The 18,474-nt window shown below is 48.0% G+C and carries 18 protein-coding genes; 16 read left to right on the forward strand and 2 right to left on the reverse strand.

The features are described from left to right. Positions 1-2: 2 nt before the first annotated feature. The 10 genes from xseA (at position 3) to spo0A (ending at position 11,572) form a co-directional block, all read left to right on the forward strand. Positions 3-1,403 carry an exodeoxyribonuclease VII large subunit gene (gene xseA, locus BM124_RS04010; RefSeq protein ID WP_093335396.1) on the forward strand — a complete coding sequence of 467 codons (1,401 nt, stop codon included), beginning with the start codon at positions 3-5 and terminating at the stop codon, positions 1,401-1,403. After that, positions 1,396-1,641, forward strand: coding sequence for an exodeoxyribonuclease VII small subunit (gene xseB / locus BM124_RS04015; protein WP_093335397.1), 246 nt, complete (start codon positions 1,396-1,398; stop codon positions 1,639-1,641). The genes xseA and xseB overlap by 8 nt, the downstream gene beginning before the upstream one ends. After that, positions 1,638-2,525, forward strand: coding sequence for a polyprenyl synthetase family protein (locus BM124_RS04020; RefSeq protein ID WP_093335399.1), 888 nt, complete (start codon positions 1,638-1,640; stop codon positions 2,523-2,525). Before xseB ends, BM124_RS04020 begins: the two co-directional genes overlap by 4 nt. 682 nt (positions 2,526-3,207) lie before the next feature. Continuing rightward, the gene (locus BM124_RS04025; RefSeq protein ID WP_093335400.1) at positions 3,208-3,804 is read left to right on the forward strand and encodes a hypothetical protein; all 597 of its coding nucleotides are present in this window, start codon (positions 3,208-3,210) and stop codon (positions 3,802-3,804) included. Positions 3,805-3,829: 25 nt separating this feature from the next. Continuing rightward, positions 3,830-5,719 carry a 1-deoxy-D-xylulose-5-phosphate synthase gene (gene dxs, locus BM124_RS04030; protein ID WP_093335402.1) on the forward strand — a complete coding sequence of 630 codons (1,890 nt, stop codon included), beginning with the start codon at positions 3,830-3,832 and terminating at the stop codon, positions 5,717-5,719. A gap of 3 nt (positions 5,720-5,722) precedes the next feature. Further along, positions 5,723-6,541: a TlyA family RNA methyltransferase gene (locus BM124_RS04035; RefSeq protein ID WP_093335404.1), complete on the forward strand. Its 819-nt coding sequence runs from the start codon at positions 5,723-5,725 to the stop codon at positions 6,539-6,541. Between the two features lie 108 nt (positions 6,542-6,649). Then, complete coding sequence (gene ahrC / locus BM124_RS04040) at positions 6,650-7,099, forward strand: transcriptional regulator AhrC/ArgR (protein ID WP_093335406.1); 450 nt, start codon at positions 6,650-6,652, stop codon at positions 7,097-7,099. A gap of 24 nt (positions 7,100-7,123) precedes the next feature. Beyond that, the gene (recN, locus tag BM124_RS04045; protein WP_093335407.1) at positions 7,124-8,845 is read left to right on the forward strand and encodes a DNA repair protein RecN; all 1,722 of its coding nucleotides are present in this window, start codon (positions 7,124-7,126) and stop codon (positions 8,843-8,845) included. Positions 8,846-8,960: 115 nt separating this feature from the next. Beyond that, positions 8,961-10,172 carry a SpoIVB peptidase gene (gene spoIVB / locus BM124_RS04050; RefSeq protein ID WP_093335409.1) on the forward strand — a complete coding sequence of 404 codons (1,212 nt, stop codon included), beginning with the start codon at positions 8,961-8,963 and terminating at the stop codon, positions 10,170-10,172. A gap of 608 nt (positions 10,173-10,780) precedes the next feature. Further along, positions 10,781-11,572, forward strand: coding sequence for a sporulation transcription factor Spo0A (spo0A, locus tag BM124_RS04055; RefSeq protein ID WP_244504220.1), 792 nt, complete (start codon positions 10,781-10,783; stop codon positions 11,570-11,572). 132 nt (positions 11,573-11,704) lie between these two features. Here spo0A and BM124_RS18765 read toward each other — a convergent pair whose 3' ends face one another. Continuing rightward, entirely contained in the window at positions 11,705-11,869 is a 165-nt protein-coding gene (locus BM124_RS18765; protein WP_170840952.1) for a hypothetical protein, read from the reverse strand. Between the two features lie 107 nt (positions 11,870-11,976). On the opposite strand from BM124_RS18765, the gene steA reads away from it, so the two are divergent. The 3 genes from steA to BM124_RS04070 are packed head-to-tail and all read left to right on the forward strand — an operon-like array spanning position 11,977 to position 14,524. Beyond that, entirely contained in the window at positions 11,977-13,080 is a 1,104-nt protein-coding gene (gene steA, locus BM124_RS04060) for a putative cytokinetic ring protein SteA (protein WP_093335412.1), read from the forward strand. Further along, on the forward strand, positions 13,077-13,757 hold the full coding sequence (locus BM124_RS04065; protein ID WP_170840953.1) for a glycosyltransferase family 2 protein: 681 nt from the start codon (positions 13,077-13,079) through the stop codon (positions 13,755-13,757). Before steA ends, BM124_RS04065 begins: the two co-directional genes overlap by 4 nt. After that, entirely contained in the window at positions 13,715-14,524 is an 810-nt protein-coding gene (locus tag BM124_RS04070) for a hypothetical protein (RefSeq protein ID WP_093335415.1), read from the forward strand. The genes BM124_RS04065 and BM124_RS04070 overlap by 43 nt, the downstream gene beginning before the upstream one ends. 11 nt (positions 14,525-14,535) lie before the next feature. Here the strand turns inward: BM124_RS04070 and BM124_RS04075 are convergent, their stop codons facing one another. Then, positions 14,536-14,775 (reverse strand): DUF2627 domain-containing protein, encoded by a 240-nt coding sequence (locus tag BM124_RS04075; protein WP_244504221.1) that lies wholly within the window; start codon positions 14,773-14,775, stop codon positions 14,536-14,538. 261 nt (positions 14,776-15,036) lie between these two features. On the opposite strand from BM124_RS04075, the gene lpdA reads away from it, so the two are divergent. The 3 genes from lpdA to BM124_RS04090 are packed head-to-tail and all read left to right on the forward strand — an operon-like array spanning position 15,037 to position 18,474. Next, positions 15,037-16,458 (forward strand): dihydrolipoyl dehydrogenase, encoded by a 1,422-nt coding sequence (gene lpdA, locus BM124_RS04080; RefSeq protein ID WP_093335417.1) that lies wholly within the window; start codon positions 15,037-15,039, stop codon positions 16,456-16,458. 25 nt (positions 16,459-16,483) lie between these two features. Further along, positions 16,484-17,500, forward strand: a complete 1,017-nt coding sequence (locus tag BM124_RS04085; protein WP_093335419.1) for a thiamine pyrophosphate-dependent dehydrogenase E1 component subunit alpha — start codon at positions 16,484-16,486, stop codon at positions 17,498-17,500. Then, positions 17,491-18,474 carry an alpha-ketoacid dehydrogenase subunit beta gene (locus tag BM124_RS04090; protein ID WP_093335420.1) on the forward strand — a complete coding sequence of 328 codons (984 nt, stop codon included), beginning with the start codon at positions 17,491-17,493 and terminating at the stop codon, positions 18,472-18,474. The genes BM124_RS04085 and BM124_RS04090 overlap by 10 nt, the downstream gene beginning before the upstream one ends.

Here is an 18,474-nt window from a genome sequence, read left to right on the forward strand (position 1 = left end):
ACATGAGTCTGGACGAAAAGTGGCTGACGGTTTCCCAACTCACCACCAGAATTAAAAAAACGATTGAAATGAATGACCAGCTGCAGCAGGTTTGGCTCCGCGCTGAGATTTCCAATTTTAAGAAACACAGCCGCGGTCACATGTATTTCACATTAAAAGATGAAAAAGCCAAAATCTCAGCCGTGATGTTCGCAGGAAATAACCGAAAGTTGAAATTCGTTCCCGAAAATGGAATGAAAGTATTGCTGCAGGGTCATATTTCTGTCTATGAACCATTTGGACAGTATCAGCTCTATGTTCGGGAAATGGAACCTGATGGAATCGGACAGCTCTATATAAGGTATGAACAGCTGAAAAAAAGTCTTGAGGAAGAAGGACTGTTTGCCGAAGAAAGAAAGAAACCACTTCCCGCCGTTCCGAAAGAAATAGCTGTTATTACTTCACCTACCGGGGCTGCAGTAAAAGATATGATGTCGACATTGAAACGAAGGTTTCCCCCCGCCCGGATTACTCTGTTTCCAGTGCTTGTTCAAGGCAGGGAAGCCCCGGCTTCCATTGTCCGCGCGATGGAACAGGCAGAAGAGATGGGTACGTTCGACGTCATTCTTTTCGGCAGAGGCGGGGGATCGATTGAAGAACTATGGGCTTTTAATGAAGAAATAACCGCACGCAAAATCGCGTCATTGTCGACACCGGCTGTATCGGCAGTTGGTCATGAGACAGATTTTACTATTGCCGATTTCACAGCGGATGTACGCGCTGCTACCCCTACAGCCGCGGCAGAACTTGCCGTGCCGGTGCTTTCCGACCTGTTATCCGGTCTCGCGCAGATGAAATCAAGACTGGTACGGGCTCTCCAGGCCGACACGAACAAAAAAAGGGAACATCTTACACGTTTAAATCGTTCTTATGCATTCCGGTATCCTTCCCATCTGTTAAAACAAAAAGAGCAGGAACTGGACCGTATGCTGGAACGAATGAACAAAAGTCTTGAGGGCCGCAAAAAAAACGGAGAAACATCACTGCAGTCTTTGACGGAAAGGCTTCACCGCCGTCATCCGCAGCGCCTTCTTGAAAAAGAAACGGACAGGCTGACTTCCCTTCATGCAAGAGCAGAAAAAGCAGCGGACCGTATGATACAGAATAAGCGCGGAGAGTTTCATCATGTTCTTCAGAAACTGCGCATTCTCAATCCTCTTGACATTATGGAAAGAGGTTATCACGTAGCCTATACAGAAACAGGGACTCTGCTCACGTCTGCTTCCCAGCTGCAAACCGGAGACAATATGACGATGTATCTTCGGGACGGAGAGGTTGAAGCAGGGGTAAAACATGTGAATGATACAACGTTGATGGACAAAATGAATAACAGCAGCGAGGAAGGAGGCAGAAATCGTGAGTGAAGAAGAACATCAGGAAGAAGTATCGTTTGAACAGGCAATGGATAAGCTGGAAAAGATTGTAGAAAAGCTGGAAGAAGGAGAGGTTCCTCTTGAAAAAGCAATAGCGATGTATCAAGAGGGAATGTCCCTGTCCAGCACGTGCCATGAAAAGCTTCGGCAGGTAGAAAATCAGATGGACCGCATCGTGGAAGAAGACGGGGAGATAAAGCCTCTTTCCAACGAGGAGGATACAGAGTGACGCTGACTGAACTGAAACAGTTTATGGACATTCATAAAAAAGAAATTGATGAGCGGATGCCTTCTTATATCGAGAGAATGGAGGGGCCGGGCACGCTGAAAGAAGCCATGGTGTATTCCGTTCAGGCAGGCGGGAAGAGGGTGCGTCCGCTTTTAATGCTGGCAGCGGTGTCTGCCTTCCGTCCTGTGGAAGAACAGGATTATCAGGCGGCCTGCAGTGTGGAAATGGTTCATACATATTCCCTTATACACGATGACCTTCCGGCAATGGATGATGATGATTACCGACGTGGTATGCTTACAAACCACAAAGTATACGGGGAGGCCTTTGCTGTACTCTCCGGGGATGGTCTGCTGTCGAAAGCGTTTGAAATGATCAGCACACTTACCCATGTAGGCGATGACCGGAAGATAAGAATGGTGATGGAGCTGGCCCGGAGTTCAGGACTTGAAGGAATGACAGGCGGGCAGGCAGCCGATCTGGAAGGCGAAAACCAGACACTTGCATTACATGAACTTGAATACATTCATGATCATAAAACAGGTGCCCTTCTTACGTATGCCATTACAGCAGGGGCTGTACTTGGAGGGGCGCCGGAAGAAGATATAAAGAATCTGAAACTGTTTGCAAGAGAACTCGGTCTTGTTTTCCAGATCAGGGATGATATTCTTGACATTGAAGGCGATGAAAGCGAAATGGGGAAAGCGCCCGGAAGTGATGAAGGCAGCAACAAGAGCACGTATCCAAGTCTGCTTTCGATGGAAGGCGCCAAAGAAAAACTTGTGTTTCACGCGGAAAAAGCCAAATCATTCCTTCCCGGATCTTCTTCGTATACATCGCTGTTAAACGATTTTGTCGATTATGTGGCAGAGCGTATACACTAACTGAATCAGTTGTGCGGTTTTTCCGATTCATGGTATAATAAAGTTAACAAAATCGGATGGTGCAGTATTCTAGTCGATTCTCCATTCTCGAGGGCGGGCCTAAAAATCCGCTGAAGGGCATATCGATGAAGTTCCTGGTGTCGGCTCGAGGCGCCCAGCCTTGGGTCGATGCTGGGAGTAAAGGAGTAAGGGCGATCCACAAAGGCATGTGGGCGTGAACCCTTTCGCCGCGGAGGCCTTTTGTAACAAAAGGTAAGACCTGCAATGCGGGCCAGGGGAAGGTCTGCTTGCAGCGTAGCCTGCCTTGAGTGGAGCAGCGGGGAAGAAGGTGGATAGGAAGATAATAACGCTAGGCCGGCGGTTATCTTCCTATTTTCTGAAACCTGCTCTGCAAAAGAGGCTAAGAGAGTGGCACGGAATTGCCGAGGAAAACTCCTAGACTGTTCCAGATGGACGGATGGAGTGGATTGCAGTGTGTTCTAAGTGGCAATCCAGTCTGATGTGCGGTAACGCCATCAACCGGCTTTTAAAGGGAAACCGCCGGAACGGCGACGTTCAGGCAGGCCGGTGGGAAAACCTACTGGACCTAAGACACAATGTTTACGCTTCACTCCGACCATCCGGTTTTTACATACCTTTAGTATAACCAGGGTAGTCAAAAAATATCAGGTGATATGTGAAGATGAATAGTATATGGAAAGAGTCTATACGATGGAGTCGTTTAATTGCCGTTATCACACTGGTGTTAGCGGCGATTTTTTCAATGATTTCCACAGCATTTCTGTCCGGCGTTGGCTGGGCGGTAGGCATGTTTATTGTCTTTGTCATTATAATGACCGGTGTATTTTTTGATATGATCGGTGTTGCGGCGACTGCCGCTTCGGAGAAACCGTTTCACGCCATGGCCGCCAAAAAGCTGCCGGGTGCTTATCATGCTATGCTCGTAACGAGAAATGCTGATAAGGTGGCAAACTTCTGCGCCGACGTTGTAGGGGACATATCTGGGGTTGTCAGCGGTACGGCGGCTTCTGCCGTTGTTCTGCAGCTCACGTTTGCCGCCGGCGCCGGTGACGGCAGCACCCTTCAGTTCGTACTCAACGTTATTTTTACAGCAGTGGTGGCGGCGCTTACAGTAAGCGGTAAAGCCCTCGGCAAAACGTTTGCAATCACAAAATCAACCGCTATTATCTACCAGGTCGGCAGAATCATCTATCTCAGCGAGGAAAAGCTAAAGATAAAAATATTCAAAAAGAAAGAACGAAAAATGAAAAACACTTAATACTCCGAAAGTGAGGGTTCACTTGATGGACGTTAACACGATTAAAGACCCGGCATTTATAAAAGACTGCAGTCGTTCTGATCTGCAGGACCTGGCCGGAGACATTAGGAATTTTCTTATTGAGCAGTTGTCTGTCACAGGTGGCCATCTTGGACCGAACCTGGGAGTGGTGGAACTGACACTTACCCTGCATGCCCTTTTTGACAGCCCAAAAGATAAACTGGTATGGGATGTAGGCCACCAGACATACGTTCATAAAATTCTAACGGGCAGAGCCGGACAGTTCGACACACTTCGGAAGTATCAAGGGTTGTGCGGCTTTCCAAAACGAAGCGAAAGCATTCATGATATATGGGAAACAGGTCACAGTTCCACATCACTCTCAGCTGCTATGGGAATGGCAGTGGCCAGAGACATTAAAGGCACAGATGAACAGGTGGCGGCGGTTATCGGTGACGGCGCTCTGACCGGCGGCATGGCACTTGAAGCATTGAACAACATCGGTCATCAGCAGACAAACATGACCATCATACTCAATGACAATGAAATGTCCATTGCACCGAATGTCGGAGCTCTTCACAGTATTCTGGGACGTCTCAGGACAATGGGCAGGTATCAAAAAGTAAAGGATGACCTTGAATATCTTATCAAAAAAATACCCGCTTTCGGCGGAAGGCTCGCCTCAACAGCGGAAAGGCTGAAAGACAGTCTGAAATATCTTCTGGTTTCCGGCATGTTTTTTGAGGAACTCGGCTTCACGTATTTAGGTCCTGTGGACGGTCACGACTTTGAAGATCTGAATTCCAACATTAAGTATGCCCGGGACACGGACGGGCCGGTCATTGTTCATGTGCTGACGAAAAAAGGAAAGGGATACGGCCCGGCGGAAAAAGATGCCAAAGGAACATGGCACGGACTCGGACCATACAAGATCGAATCAGGCGAAGTTGTGAAAAAACCAGGTCCTCCCGCTTACAGCGCTGTTTTCAGCAGCACGCTGCAGCGCATTGCCGCTGAAGACAGAAGAGTGGTTGCCCTTACGGCTGCGATGCCCGGCGGTACGAAGCTGGATCAGTTCGGGGAAGTATTTCCGGAGCGGATGTTTGATGTCGGCATTGCGGAGCAGCATGCCACAACCATGGCAGGAGGGCTTGCTACACAGGGGATGAAACCGGTGTTCGCAGTTTATTCCACGTTTTTGCAGCGGGGATACGATCAGCTCGTTCACGATGTGTGCAGGCAGAACCTGAACGTATTTTTTGGTATCGACCGGGCCGGCCTTGTCGGTGCAGACGGCGAAACACATCAGGGTGTATTTGATATTGCGTATCTGCGGAGCCTCCCGAATATGAAAATTTTAATGCCGAAAGATGAAAACGAACTGCAGCATATGATTTATACCGCGTATTTGTACGATGACGGGCCGATTGCTGTTCGTTATCCGCGCGGCAACGGTTATGGTGTGGATATGGATGAGGAACTGCAGCAGATGGAAATAGGGAAATGGGAAACGATCCGCGACGGGAAAGACGCGGCTGTTTTGTCCTTTGGAACAATGCTTCCTGTTGCTTTGGAAGCGGCGGAACAGCTGGCAGAAGATAATATTTCCGTGCGGGTGGTCAACGCCTGTTCCGCCAAACCTCTGGACGAAGCCATGCTGAACCGGCTGCATGACGAAAATATTCCGGTACTCACCCTTGAAGAAGCGGCACTGAAAGGCAGCTTTGGAAGTGCTGTGCTTGAGCATTTTCATGATCACGGTCATCACGGCATGGTTGTTGAAAGAATGGGAGTGCCCGATTGGTACATTGAACACGGAAGTGTCCCGGAACTTTACGAAGAAATAGGGCTGACTGCAGAAGAAGTACAGAAAAAAGTACAGTCTCTTCTCCCTAAAAAGCAGAAAAGAGCGTGACGCATGAATAAGGAAAGAATTGACACACTGCTGGTGGAGCAGGGGTTTCTGGATTCGCGCGAGCAGGCGAAACGCGCTGTTATGGCTGGTATCGTACTGGCCGATGATGAACCAGTGGACAAACCCGGCACAAAAATCAGCCGAACAGCAGAGCTTCGTCTGAAAGGCACAGCGCAGCCGTATGTGAGCCGCGGTGGTCTGAAACTGGAAAAAGCGCTGGATGTGTTTCAGATTGAGATGGAAGGAACCGTCTTTCTGGATATTGGGGCTTCCACCGGAGGTTTCACCGACTGCGCCCTGCAGCGGGGAGCGTCTTCCGTCTACGCGGTGGACTCCGGGACTAATCAGCTTGTGTGGAAGCTGCGCAGTAATGAAAAAGTTACCACTCTCGAGCGGTATAATTTCCGTTATGCTGATCCGTCTGATTTCAAGCCGCGCCCGAACCGTGCGGCTGCCGATGTGTCTTTCATTTCCCTGAAACTCCTTCTGACGCCGCTTTCTTCTGTTCTTGCCGAAGACAGCCGGGTGACTCTACTCGTTAAGCCCCAGTTTGAAGCCGGCAGAGAGCAGGTTGGAAAAAAAGGTATTGTTCGTGATCCTGAGGTTCACGAGCGCATACTGTATGACATTACAGAATTTGCGGAGACGACAGGCTTTCACCCTGTGTCGCTTGATTATTCACCAATAACAGGTGGAGACGGGAATATTGAGTACCTGCTGTATCTTGAATGGAAACCCACGTGTCTTCCGGACTCTCACGCGGGCCGTGATATTGAACGGGTGGTGAAGCAGGCTCATGCCGGTTTCGCCCGTTTAAAATAAACGTTTTTCCATTTTCCTGCACTGATTTTTAATCATGTCATTGTATAAATATGAAAAATTGGTTATGATGAACCTGTACTTTAAAAAAGGACAGGCAGGGACTTTACAATGAATAAAGGACAACGACATATTAAAATCAGGGAATTCATTTCCGAATATGATATCGAAACCCAGGATGAGCTGGTCGACCGTCTCAAAAACGGGGGCTACAATGTCACACAGGCAACCATTTCACGTGACATTAAAGAGCTTCATCTTGTAAAAGTGCCGACAGCTGACGGACGCTATAAATACAGTCTTCCGGCGGATCAGCGTTTTAATCCGCTTCAGAAATTAAAACGAGCCATGATCGACAGTTTTATTGGAATTGATCAGACGGAAAATCTGATTGTAATGAAAACACTGCCGGGTAACGCCAATGCCGTAGCGGCTCTCATAGACAACCTGGACTGGGAGGAAATTATGGGAACCATTTGCGGAGATGATACCATTTTAATTATCTGCCGGGAGAAAGATCAGACGAGCGACATGATCGACCGGTTTCTGGATATGCTTTAATTTCATTTGGAGCGGGGTGCTGTCATGCTCGAAGAGGTCACGATAAAAAATTTCGCCATCATTGAAGAACTGACCGTTCGATTCACAGAGGGCCTGACGGTTCTTACCGGGGAAACCGGTGCCGGTAAATCAATCATCATTGATGCCATCGGTTTGTTGATCGGCGGCCGGGGTTCAGTGGACTATGTGCGCCACGGGGAAAGCAGAGCTGAAATCGAAGGACTGTTCCACCTTGATGCTTCCCATCCTGCAAGGGAGGTGCTGGAACAGACAGGTATTGAAATGGAAGAAGATATGCTTATCCTTCGCAGAGACATTACCAATAAAGGGAAGAGCATCTGTAGAATAAACGGCAAACTGGTGACGCTTGCTGTTCTCAGACAGGTTGGTCAGTCGTTGGTCGATATTCATGGACAACACGAGCACCAGGATTTGATGCAGCAGGAAAAACATCTTTCTGTCCTCGACAGCTATGCCGGAAACAAACTCAGGAGTACATACAAGGATTATCTCGAGAGGTACCGAAGGTTCTCAAAGCTGAAAAACGACTGGAGAAAATGGCAGGAAAACGATCAGGAAACAGCAAACCGGCTGGATTTTATCCGCTATCAGTTTGATGAAATCGAAAAGGCGGAACTGGTTCCCGGTGAGGATGAGGAACTGGAGAAAGAAAAACACATTCTTGCCAATGGAGAAAAGCTCTACACCCAGATCGGCCATGCGTATGAAAGTCTTTACGGTGAAGGCAGAGGTTTAGACTGGGCGGGACTTGCTGTCAATCATGCAGAAGAAGCAGCATCGATTGATGAAGACATGAATCCGATTTTAGAATCATTACAGACTACGTATTATACCCTGGAAGAAGCTACGTTTTCGCTGCGTGAAAAGATGGACGCCATTTCTTTTGATCCCGAGCGGCTGAACGAAATTGAAGCCAGGCTTGAAGAGCTGAAGAAACTGAAGCGTAAATACGGAGACACCGTCACGGACATTCTTGCCTTTGCATCCAGGCTGGAAGAAGAAGTGGAGTCATTGTCCAATAAAGAAGAAAAACTGGAAGAAATGGAAAAAGAACTGCATGAAACTGCTCTTGATCTTCAGGCCGAAGCGGATACGCTCACTGATTTGAGAAAACAGGCAGGTGAGAAGCTGGTAGAAGACGTAAAACAGCAGCTTCAGGATCTCTTTATGGAAAATGCTGCTATGGAAGTGCGTGTTACACCTGCTTCAAGTGGAGTATCTTATGAATGGGAGCACGGGAGAACTGTATTTAATGAAAATGGACAGGATAACGTGGAATTTCTGATGGCAGCCAACGCGGGCGAGCCATTGAAGCCGCTGTCCAAAACAGCTTCAGGCGGAGAATTGTCAAGAATCATGCTGGCGCTGAAGACATTGCTCTCCGGGTATCAGAATGTAACAAGTATCATCTTTGATGAAGTGGATACGGGTGTGAGCGGCCGGGTCGCCCAGGCTATTGCAGAAAAAATTTACAATGTATCGACCGGTGCGCAGGTATTGTGCATATCCCATCTCCCTCAGGTGGCTGCTATGGCGGATACCAATTTGTATATCGAAAAAAAAGAGCAGAACGATCGTGTAACGACCAATATCAAACCGCTTGAAGATAGTCGGAAAACGGATGAAATTGCCAGAATGATTTCCGGAGTCGAAGTAACCGAATTGACAAGAGACAATGCCAATGAGCTGTTGTCGATGGCAGAAAAAATCAAAACCAATTCATGAAAAGCCCACCTTTATTGGTCGGCTTTTTTATTCTCTCCCCCTTATAAATCATGTTGCGGGAGGCAACATTAGAACTACAGCAGAACAATAAAAGCGGGGATGAGGAGGAAAGGATATGGATTGGGGGAGAAAAGCGGCAGGGCTTTTTTTATTAGCTTTATTTGCAGCACTCTTAATGAATGATACCGTGCAGTCTTATTTAAAAATACCGAATCAGATTACAACTTTCGAAACAGCCGCAGAATATTTTAAAAAGGCGGAAAAAGATGAGGACTGGAAAGTCACAGATATTACACCTTCTTCGGCAGCTGTGAAAGCAGGCATGCTGCCCGCGAAACGAACGGAAATAAATAAAATTCCTGAGCTTCGTGTGATACCAGGCGGCCAATCGATCGGGGTGAAACTGCAGTCCAAGGGAGTCATGATAATCGGTTTCCACGATATTCTCTCTGATGGCAGGCGTTACTCACCAGCCGAAGAAGCCGGGTTGGAAGCCGGTGATCAAATCATTGAAATGGATGGAGAAGAAATAAAGGATCTCGAAGATGTTGTGAAGATGGTCGATAACAAAGAAAAAAACGAAATAAAAGTAAAGGTAAGACGAAAACAAAAGGTAATCGAAAAAAAGATTCCCCTTCACAGCGAAAAAGACAAAAAGGTAATGGGAGCTTACATCCGCAACGCCGCTTCGGGAATCGGCACGTTAAGTTTTTATGAACCAGACGAAGGAAAATTCGGCGCCCTGGGGCATGTCATAGCTGATGCTGATACAAAAAAACCTATATCTGTTGACAACGGAAAAGTCATGAAGTCAAGTGTCACATCGATTGAACGGGGCAGTGACGGGAAACCGGGAGAAAAACAGGCGTCGCTTTCAAGGGATCAGGAGCCGCTTGGAAACGTGACAAAAAATACGTCTTTTGGGGTGTTCGGCACATTAAGCCCGGATAAATTAAACGAGCGCGAACCTATGCCGGTAGCGTTTGCCGACGAAGTAAAAACCGGTCCGGCAAAGATACTGACGGTGCTGGAAGGAGAAAAAGTCGAGGCTTTTGATATCGAAATTGTACAGTCCATGCCACAGATGAAAGCAGCTTCAAAAGGAATGGTCATTAAGGTAAAAGACGATGAACTCATGGAGAAAACAGGTGGTATTATTCAGGGAATGAGCGGCAGCCCGATCATTCAGAATGGAAAAATTGCAGGCGCTGTAACCCATGTGTTTGTGAATGATTCCTCATCCGGCTATGCGTGCCACATTGAATGGATGCTTGAAGAAGCAGGAATAGATACATTCCAGGAACAGCGCAATAATGCTGCATCGTGATAAAAGAGCCTGGGACAAAACCATTAAATGAATAAAAAATTCCGAACGATTCCGGGGGAGTTGTTCGGAATTTTTGTTCTGCATCGTGCACCGCTCCGTCAAAATCCTTCGCTTTCACTCCAGAGTACAAGCGCGACATCGATTCGCTGGGGCTCATCGTGTCTTCTTTGCCGCGGGCAGCGCTTCAGCTTCTTCATACGGGCTATCACCCGTATGAAGGGATCTTCAGTCGCAGCTCTTCCCGCTGGAGTCGAAGTATTTTGACTACGCTTTATCAGTGCTCTTTCATTTAGAATTTAAAATTGTTCGTGTTCACATTACTATTTTTATTTTTGTCCCAGTCTCTTTTGTTCATTTGTATCATCAGTCGACCAATTATTTTATAGTGGAAAGTATGGTAAACTGAATATGAAAAGATTTTTCGACAAATACATACTTAATACGGGTCAAACGTCGAATAAAGTCGCAAATCAAAGAAATGTAGAGATAACACTTTCTAATCAATTTTTTTAAAGAAATTTGAAAAATTTGAAGGGTTATTGGTATTGTTGTTGAAATAAAATACTGAGAGTGAAACCTTGTAATTAAAATTGAGGAGGTACATGCCAGTGAGTAGTAACATTAAAGTATGTGTGGCCGATGACAACAGAGAATTGGTCGGCCTTTTGAATGAGTACATCGGCGCTCAGGGAGACATGGAAGTGACAGGATATGCGTACAACGGGCAGGAGTGTTTGAAAATCGTAGAGGATTCCAGTCCGGATGTCCTCGTTCTTGACATTATTATGCCTCATCTTGATGGTCTTGCGGTTCTTGAGAAACTGTATACCGCTTCTGCTCCAATGCCTAAAATTATTATGCTGACCGCTTTCGGCCAGGAGGAAGTAACAAAAAAAGCGGTAAACCTGGGGGCCGCTTATTACGTACTTAAACCGTTTGACATGGAGACTCTGATTTCCAACATCAGGGAAGTCAGTCAGGAGCAGATGTCTTCGTTTGTTCCAAATGGCAGTGTTATCAGAGAAACCCCGGAGAAAACGGGAACAGTCAATCTAAGCCAGAGCATTACGAATATTATCCATGAAATTGGCGTTCCCGCGCATATTAAGGGATATATGTATCTGCGCGAAGCCATAACGATGGTGTATAATGATATCGACCTGCTCGGCTCCATTACAAAAGTGCTGTATCCCGATATTGCCAAGAAATATGACACAACTTCCAGCAGAGTGGAGCGCGCCATTCGTCATGCCATTGAAGTAGCCTGGAGCCGCGGCAACGTGGATTCTATATCCCGGATGTTCGGTTACACCGTCAACGTATCCAAAGCCAAGCCCACCAACAGTGAATTTATCGCAATGGTCGCTGACAAATTACGGCTTGAACATATGGTGAGTTGACAAACGTTCGAATCATAAATGATAAGATACCTCCTATTTCTGGGTTCACCCTTGGATAGGAGGTTTTTTTATGGATATTGATTGTGTTCCACAGTCATTTTTTGAAACGAAGAGGGCATCCCCCGCATTTTTCTATTCCTGAATATAGGAATGAAACAGTGCAGCCAGTCTGTCGTTAATCGGTCTCATCTGTTCAATGCGCTCTTTTTCCGGATCATACTGAATGGTGTAGTTCTCCCCATTATAGGTACTGACATACATGTCAAATCCGTGTCTGGATTCCATGTACTGAAACATGTTTTCCCTCCTTTACGAGCCCGTTGTACTAACGTGGCATCTTTCTGTTGCATTTATGCATGTTTTCCCCTGTTTTCTGTCCATACTAGGGAAAGGAGGCGAAAAGAGTGGAAAAATGGACAGGAAGAGCCAAATATCATGAATGGACGAAACAGCTTGCATACGTGCTTAATCCGGGAGAGATTGCGGTCCTTTGCCATGAAGATATCGATGCAGCGGCAGCAGACAGTTTGATTCATGCCGGCGCCGGTGCTGTGCTGAACATAAAAGTTTCCATGAGCGGCCGTATTCCGCAGGATGGTGTGCAGCGTCTGATAGACGAAAACATTCCCGTTTTTGACATACAGACAGAAGGGATCGGTTCGTGTATTCATGAAAGAGACGTTGAAATCCGTGGCAGCAGACTGTTTCTTCTTTACAGCGGCAGGCTTTTGGAAATGGCGCTTCTCATGCGTTATACCGGAGAACGGATAGACAGCTTGAAAAACCAGGCGGAATCAAGGCGGGGAGATTTATTGGAGTCCTTCATGCAGAACAGCCTTGCCCATGCCGGAAGGGAACTGTCGTCCTTTTTGGAGCAGTGGCACGCATGGGAAAGTGGAAGCTTATTCGCCGGCAGAGACGTATGTATTGTGATTCGGGGGGCGGATTATATAAAAGACCTTGATGTTGCAAAGAATTATATTCTTCCGGGAAATACGTGCTGGATTGCGGTAGACGGGGCAGCTGATGGTATGAGGCGCATCGGGATCCAGCCTGATTATATCATTGGCGACATGGATTCTGTCAGTTCGACCTCGCTGCAATGCGGCGCTCAATTATTTGTACATCAGGGACCTCATGGAGAAGCTCCAGGACTTCAAAAGATCAACCGCTGTCATGTGGATGCGGACATGATCCAGTTTACCGGGTTAAGTGAAGACGTTGCTGCAGCGTTCGCGCTGAAAGAAGACGCGTCGAGAATTTATATGGTGGGAGGCCACCGTGATATGGAAGAATATCTTTGCAAAGGAAGAAAAGGGATGGGATCTTCGCTGTTAATGCGGATGCTTGCCGGCAGTCGTTTTATTGATCTAAAGGGGATACATCATGCTGGAAACTGGTATGGTAAAAGGCGGAGGACAAAGGAAAAAACAAAACGCCGGCATCCTTTTCCATTCAGAGAAACAGCAGTGCTCCGCCGATTGGAAGGAGGAAGTTCAAAGTCGTGAATGTCAGTGTCATCATTCCTGCGTTTAATGAAGAACAACATGTTCGAAAAACAATACACGCTGTCCGGAACGGCGGATGGGCCGGCGAGATTATTGGAGTCAACGACGGCAGCAGCGACCGGACCGGGCGGATCCTGGAATATACATGTGATACCGCTGTATCGTTCATAAAGAATCAGGGAAAAACCGCAGCAGCGAAAGCTGGTTGGATGGCAGCCGGTGGAGACGTTATCGTCACCCTCGATGCGGATCTGGGTGAGAGTGCTGTTCATGGTGCCCTGCTGCTGGATCCATTGTATCAAGGCACAGCGGATCTGGTGATTGGAACGGCGCGTTCAAAAAAACGAGAAGGAATGGGATTCCTGAAAAAAAGGGTGCAGCACGCTATGAGAGAGAGGTGCGGCCTTTCTTTAGACATGCCGTTATCCGGGCAGCGGGCTTTTTTCCGGGAGCATCTTGACTTGTTTCATCATGTTCAGGCAGAGCGCTTTGCCCTTGAAACCATGATGAATCTTCATGCACACGAGACAGGCCTGCTGATTCAGGAAGTGGAGGCTCCTTTTTTGCATCAGGGCAAAGGGGCAGGTCTCACCGGATTTATACACCGGGGGAGACAATGGCTGGAGGTGGAACGTTGTTTGAGGAAATACGGACGATCATCCTCTGCTCCGCGGTAATATTTCTTTACTGGGCAGCGGTTTCCCGGTTGTTTCGGTGGATGGAATGGAATGTCAGCAATTACAGAGGACGGACGGTGACATTTTCAGCTGGTGCTTTCCTGCTTCTTTTCGTTTGGCTGTATACATTGTACGGGCGGACGCCGGAAGCAGGAGTATTTTTTGTGTATACTGGTGCCGTTTGGACGGCAGGCTGGATCGATGATATAAAAGGAAGTACGTATCCGAAAGGAATCCAGGGTCATCTCCGATTGATTAAAAACAAAAAAAGGCTTACCACCGGTGTCGTAAAAATAGTCATTACATTACCGGCTTCAGCCTGGGCAGCGGTGTATGCAGGTGAGCAGGCTGCCGGCATAGCAGCTGCTTTTCTGCTGTTTGTTCTTTCTCCTCATGTTTGTAATCTGCTCGATACAAGACCACTGCGGGTATGGAAATGGTCGGCCTGTCATGCTGCGTTGTTTTTGTTTTTTATAAAAGAGGGCGGGGGCGTGCCGTTGTCCGCGGCAGGGCTGGCGCTCATCGGAGGCGCAGCATGGGCTGTGCTTGAAGGGACGGAACGCACTCTTCTTGGAGACAACGGAGCTGCTGCTGCAGGGGCGGCAATGGCGTGGGCAGCCGTCTTCATACTCCCTCTGTTTGTTCAATGGTTTATTATTATTGTCTATGCTCTTCTTACGGTACTTTCAGAATATTTCTCTTTCCACCATGCCATCACCAGGATCCCGCTTCTCGCCGGTTTGGATCAGGCCGGGAGAAAAAAATAGCGGGAATCCGGCTATTTCGATTTTACTCTGCGGCGGATGCCCGGCTTATTATTTTTACGGTCCCGGTGCAGCACGAATCCGGCAATAAACCAGATACCAAATACGAGAAGCAGAAAACCTCCGGTAAACTGCATCCATAGAGCTGGAAACGGGGGATGCTGAATCTGAAATAATGTGTCTCTCATCAGTTTTATTCCCACGACGGACAGGAAGCCCGGTATGACAAGTATCAGTAACGCGATGATGCGCATGGGCATTCTCCTTGTTTGAAACGGGTAATGCATCCTGCTGTACGCAGAATGCCTGCGGCAGAGTCGTCTGCCCTTTTTTCAAATTTATTGTAATGGATGAAAAGCGGCGGCGCAAGTTATAAATGCCTGTACATGAAAGCAGAATAAAATGTTAAAATGAAATACTGAAAAGATGTCCTGCCGAATTGCTGGAAGAAGTCGTTCTAAACATGCTACAGTTTTTACATAGATACATGTAACAATAGAGAAGGAGGGATTGAATTGCCTGAAGAATATGACCTGGTCATAATAGGAGCTGGTACCGGCGGCTATACGGCGGCGGTAAAGGCAGCTCAGGAAGGCCTGAAAACGGCCGTTGTCGAAAAAGATCGGGAAGGAGGAACGTGTCTGCATCAGGGCTGTATCCCGAGCAAATCACTGTTGAAAAGTGCAGAAATGTATACAGAGATGCAGGAAAGCGCCCAATACGGCATTTCCGCCTCCGATGTCACGCTTGAATTCGATAAGGTCCAAGACCGCAAAGACAGTGTCGTGGAACAGCTTCACCGCGGTGTACGTAATCTGATGAACAGGGAAAATATCGATGTCTATAAGGGAACCGGGAGGATACTCGGCCCCTCCATTTTTTCACCAAGAGCAGGAACAGTATCGGTGGAAATGAATAACAGGCAGGAAAATGCCATGCTGCTCCCGAAACATGTTATGATTGCCACAGGTTCAAGACCCAGGCAGCTTGCGGGAATAGAAGCAGATGGAAAAAGCATTCTGACTTCCGATCATGCCCTTCATCTTCGTGAACTTCCGGCTTCACTGATGATTGTCGGAGGTGGAGTGATCGGCGTCGAGTTTGCTTCCATGATGTCTGACTTCGGTGTAGATGTGACTATGGTTGAATATACATCCCGGCTTCTGCCCCAGGAAGACAAAGACATTTCAAAAGAAGTGGAAAAGACTCTTAAAGACAGAGGGGTTCACGTTTATACAAACAGTTCGGTACAGGAGAAAAAGCAATCAGACTCAGGCCGGGTAACGCTGCGTATAGAACAGGATGGAGAAGGGCTTGATCTGACTGCCGAAAAAGTTTTGCTGTGCATCGGCCGCCGGGCAAACATAGAAGATATCGGGATTGAAAATACGGATATTGACACGGAAAACGGCCTTGTCGTAACAGATGAAAAATGCCGTACGAAAGAAACACACATATATGCCATCGGAGACGTACAAAAAGGGATGCAGCTTGCGCACACGGCCTCCCGCGAAGGTATGAACGCGGTGAATGATATTCTGACAGGCAGTTGTGAACCTCTGGACCCAGCCCGGGTCCCAAGATGCACTTACAGCCGTCCGGAAACGGCGTCCATCGGCTGGACCCAGGAACAGGCGGAAGAAAGATACGAATCGGTGAAGACTCCACGTATTCCTTTTCAGGCAATAGGCCGGGCTGTCGTACAGGGGCACACGGATGGTTTCGTGAAACTCATCGTCAATGGAGCTAATGATGATCTTCTCGGTGTTCACATGTTCGGGAGTGGTGTCACCGAGTTAATATCGGAAGCTTCTCTTGCGATGCTCGTGGATGCGGCCAATACGGAGCTGTCCGAGACGATTCATCCCCATCCTTCCCTGTCAGAAATTTATGGGGAGGCTGCACTGGCTGCAGAGAATAAAGCGATACATTTTTAATAAATGAAAACTGGAGGTAATTCATATGTCCTCACCATCAATTGAAAGATTCGGTTTATCAAAAGACCGGGTGCTCTCCATGTATGAAACGATGCTGCTGGCGAGAAAAATCGACGAAAGAATGTGGCTCTTGAACAGAGCCGGCAAGATTCCCTTTGTCGTTTCGTGTCAGGGGCAGGAAGGAGCGCAGGTGGGTGCCGCCATGGCACTTGAAACCGAAAAGGACTACATTCTTCCGTATTACCGGGACCTGGGCCTTGTGCTGCATTTCGGCATGACGCCCGTCGATCTGATGATGCAGGGATTCGCTAAAGCACCGGATCCAAACTCCGGAGGCCGGCAGATGCCCGGCCATTTCGGACAGAAAGAAAACAGAATTGTGAGCGGATCCTCTCCGGTTACGACTCAGCTTCCGCATGCCGCAGGGTTCGGTCTTGCCGCCAAAATGGAGAAAAAAGATTTTGTCACTTTAGTCAGTTTTGGAGAAGGATCGGCCAGCCAGGGAGACTTTCATGAAGGTGCCAATTTCGCCGGCATACATAACCTACCGGTCATTTTTTTCTGTGAGAACAATAAATACGCCATTTCTGTACCGATGGACAAACAGTCCGGCAGTGAATATGTATCGGACCGGGCGGCAGGTTATGGAATGCCCGGCGTCACCGTAGATGGAAACGATCCTCTTGCTGTGTATGAAGCAGTGAAGCAGGCAGCGGACCGCGCGCGCAACGGAGAAGGGCCGACACTTATTGAAACCATGACCTACCGTCTCACTCCACACTCCAGCGACGATGACGACAGCTTCTACCGCTCAAAGGAAGAAGTCGAACAGGCGAAACAAGAAGACGCTGTTCATACTTTTTCTGCATATCTGAAAGAAAACGGCGTATTAACAGAAGCCGGTGAACAGGAGATGCTTGAGCGTATCAAGCGTACAGTGGATGACGCAACAGAACAGGCGGAAGAGGCTCCTTACGGAACACCGGAAAGTGTGCTTGATTATGTATATGCCCAACAGGACGGTGAGCGTAGATGGCAGTGATGACGTATATAGAAGCAGTGACCGCAGCTATGCGCGAAGAAATGACAAGAGATGAGAAAGTATTCGTGCTCGGTGAAGATGTCGGTGCCCGGGGCGGTGTCTTCGGGGCGACGAAAGGGCTTTTTGAAACATTCGGGGAAGAACGGGTTATTGATACACCTCTGGCGGAATCTGCGATTGCAGGTGTTGGTATCGGTGCAGCCATGTATGGGATGAAACCGATCGCTGAGATGCAGTTTGCGGATTTCATGCTGCCGGCTGTCAATCAGATTATCTCGGAAGCTGCGAAGACACGGTATCGTTCCAACAACGACTGGACGAGCCCGATTACCGTTCGCGCTCCGTACGGAGGAGGCGTGCACGGGGCGTTGTACCATTCGCAGTCGGTGGAATCTTTGTTTAATCATGTACCGGGTCTTAAAATCGTCATGCCCTCCACCCCGTATGACGTAAAAGGTCTTCTCAAAGCGGCCGTCCGCGATCCGGATCCGGTTCTGTTCTTTGAGCATAAACGGGCGTACCGCTTAATAAAAGGGGACGTACCTGATCACGATTATACACTCCCGATAGGAAAAGCTGACGTGAAAAAAGAGGGGACTGATGTTACAGTTATCAGTTACGGGCTCTGTCTCCAGTTTGCCATGCAGGCAGCAGAGAAGCTGGAAGATGAAGGGATTTCCAGCCATGTTCTCGATCTTCGCACGGTTTACCCTCTGGATAGGGAAGCAGTGGTGGAGGCTGCTTCCAAAACGGGAAAAGTACTGCTCGTAACAGAAGACAATAAAGAGGGGAGTCTGATGGGTGAAGTGGCCGCTGTTATTGGTGAACACTGCCTGTTTGACCTGGATGCGCCGGTGCAGCGTCTGGCAGGTCCCGATGTACCGTCCATGCCTTACGCTCCGCCGATGGAGAAACATTTTATGATGAACCCGGAAAAAGTGGAAGCAGCGATCCGGGATTTAGCGGAGTTTTAG

Source organism: Salibacterium halotolerans (assembly GCF_900115625.1).
Classification (GTDB): domain Bacteria; phylum Bacillota; class Bacilli; order Bacillales; family Marinococcaceae; genus Salibacterium; species Salibacterium halotolerans.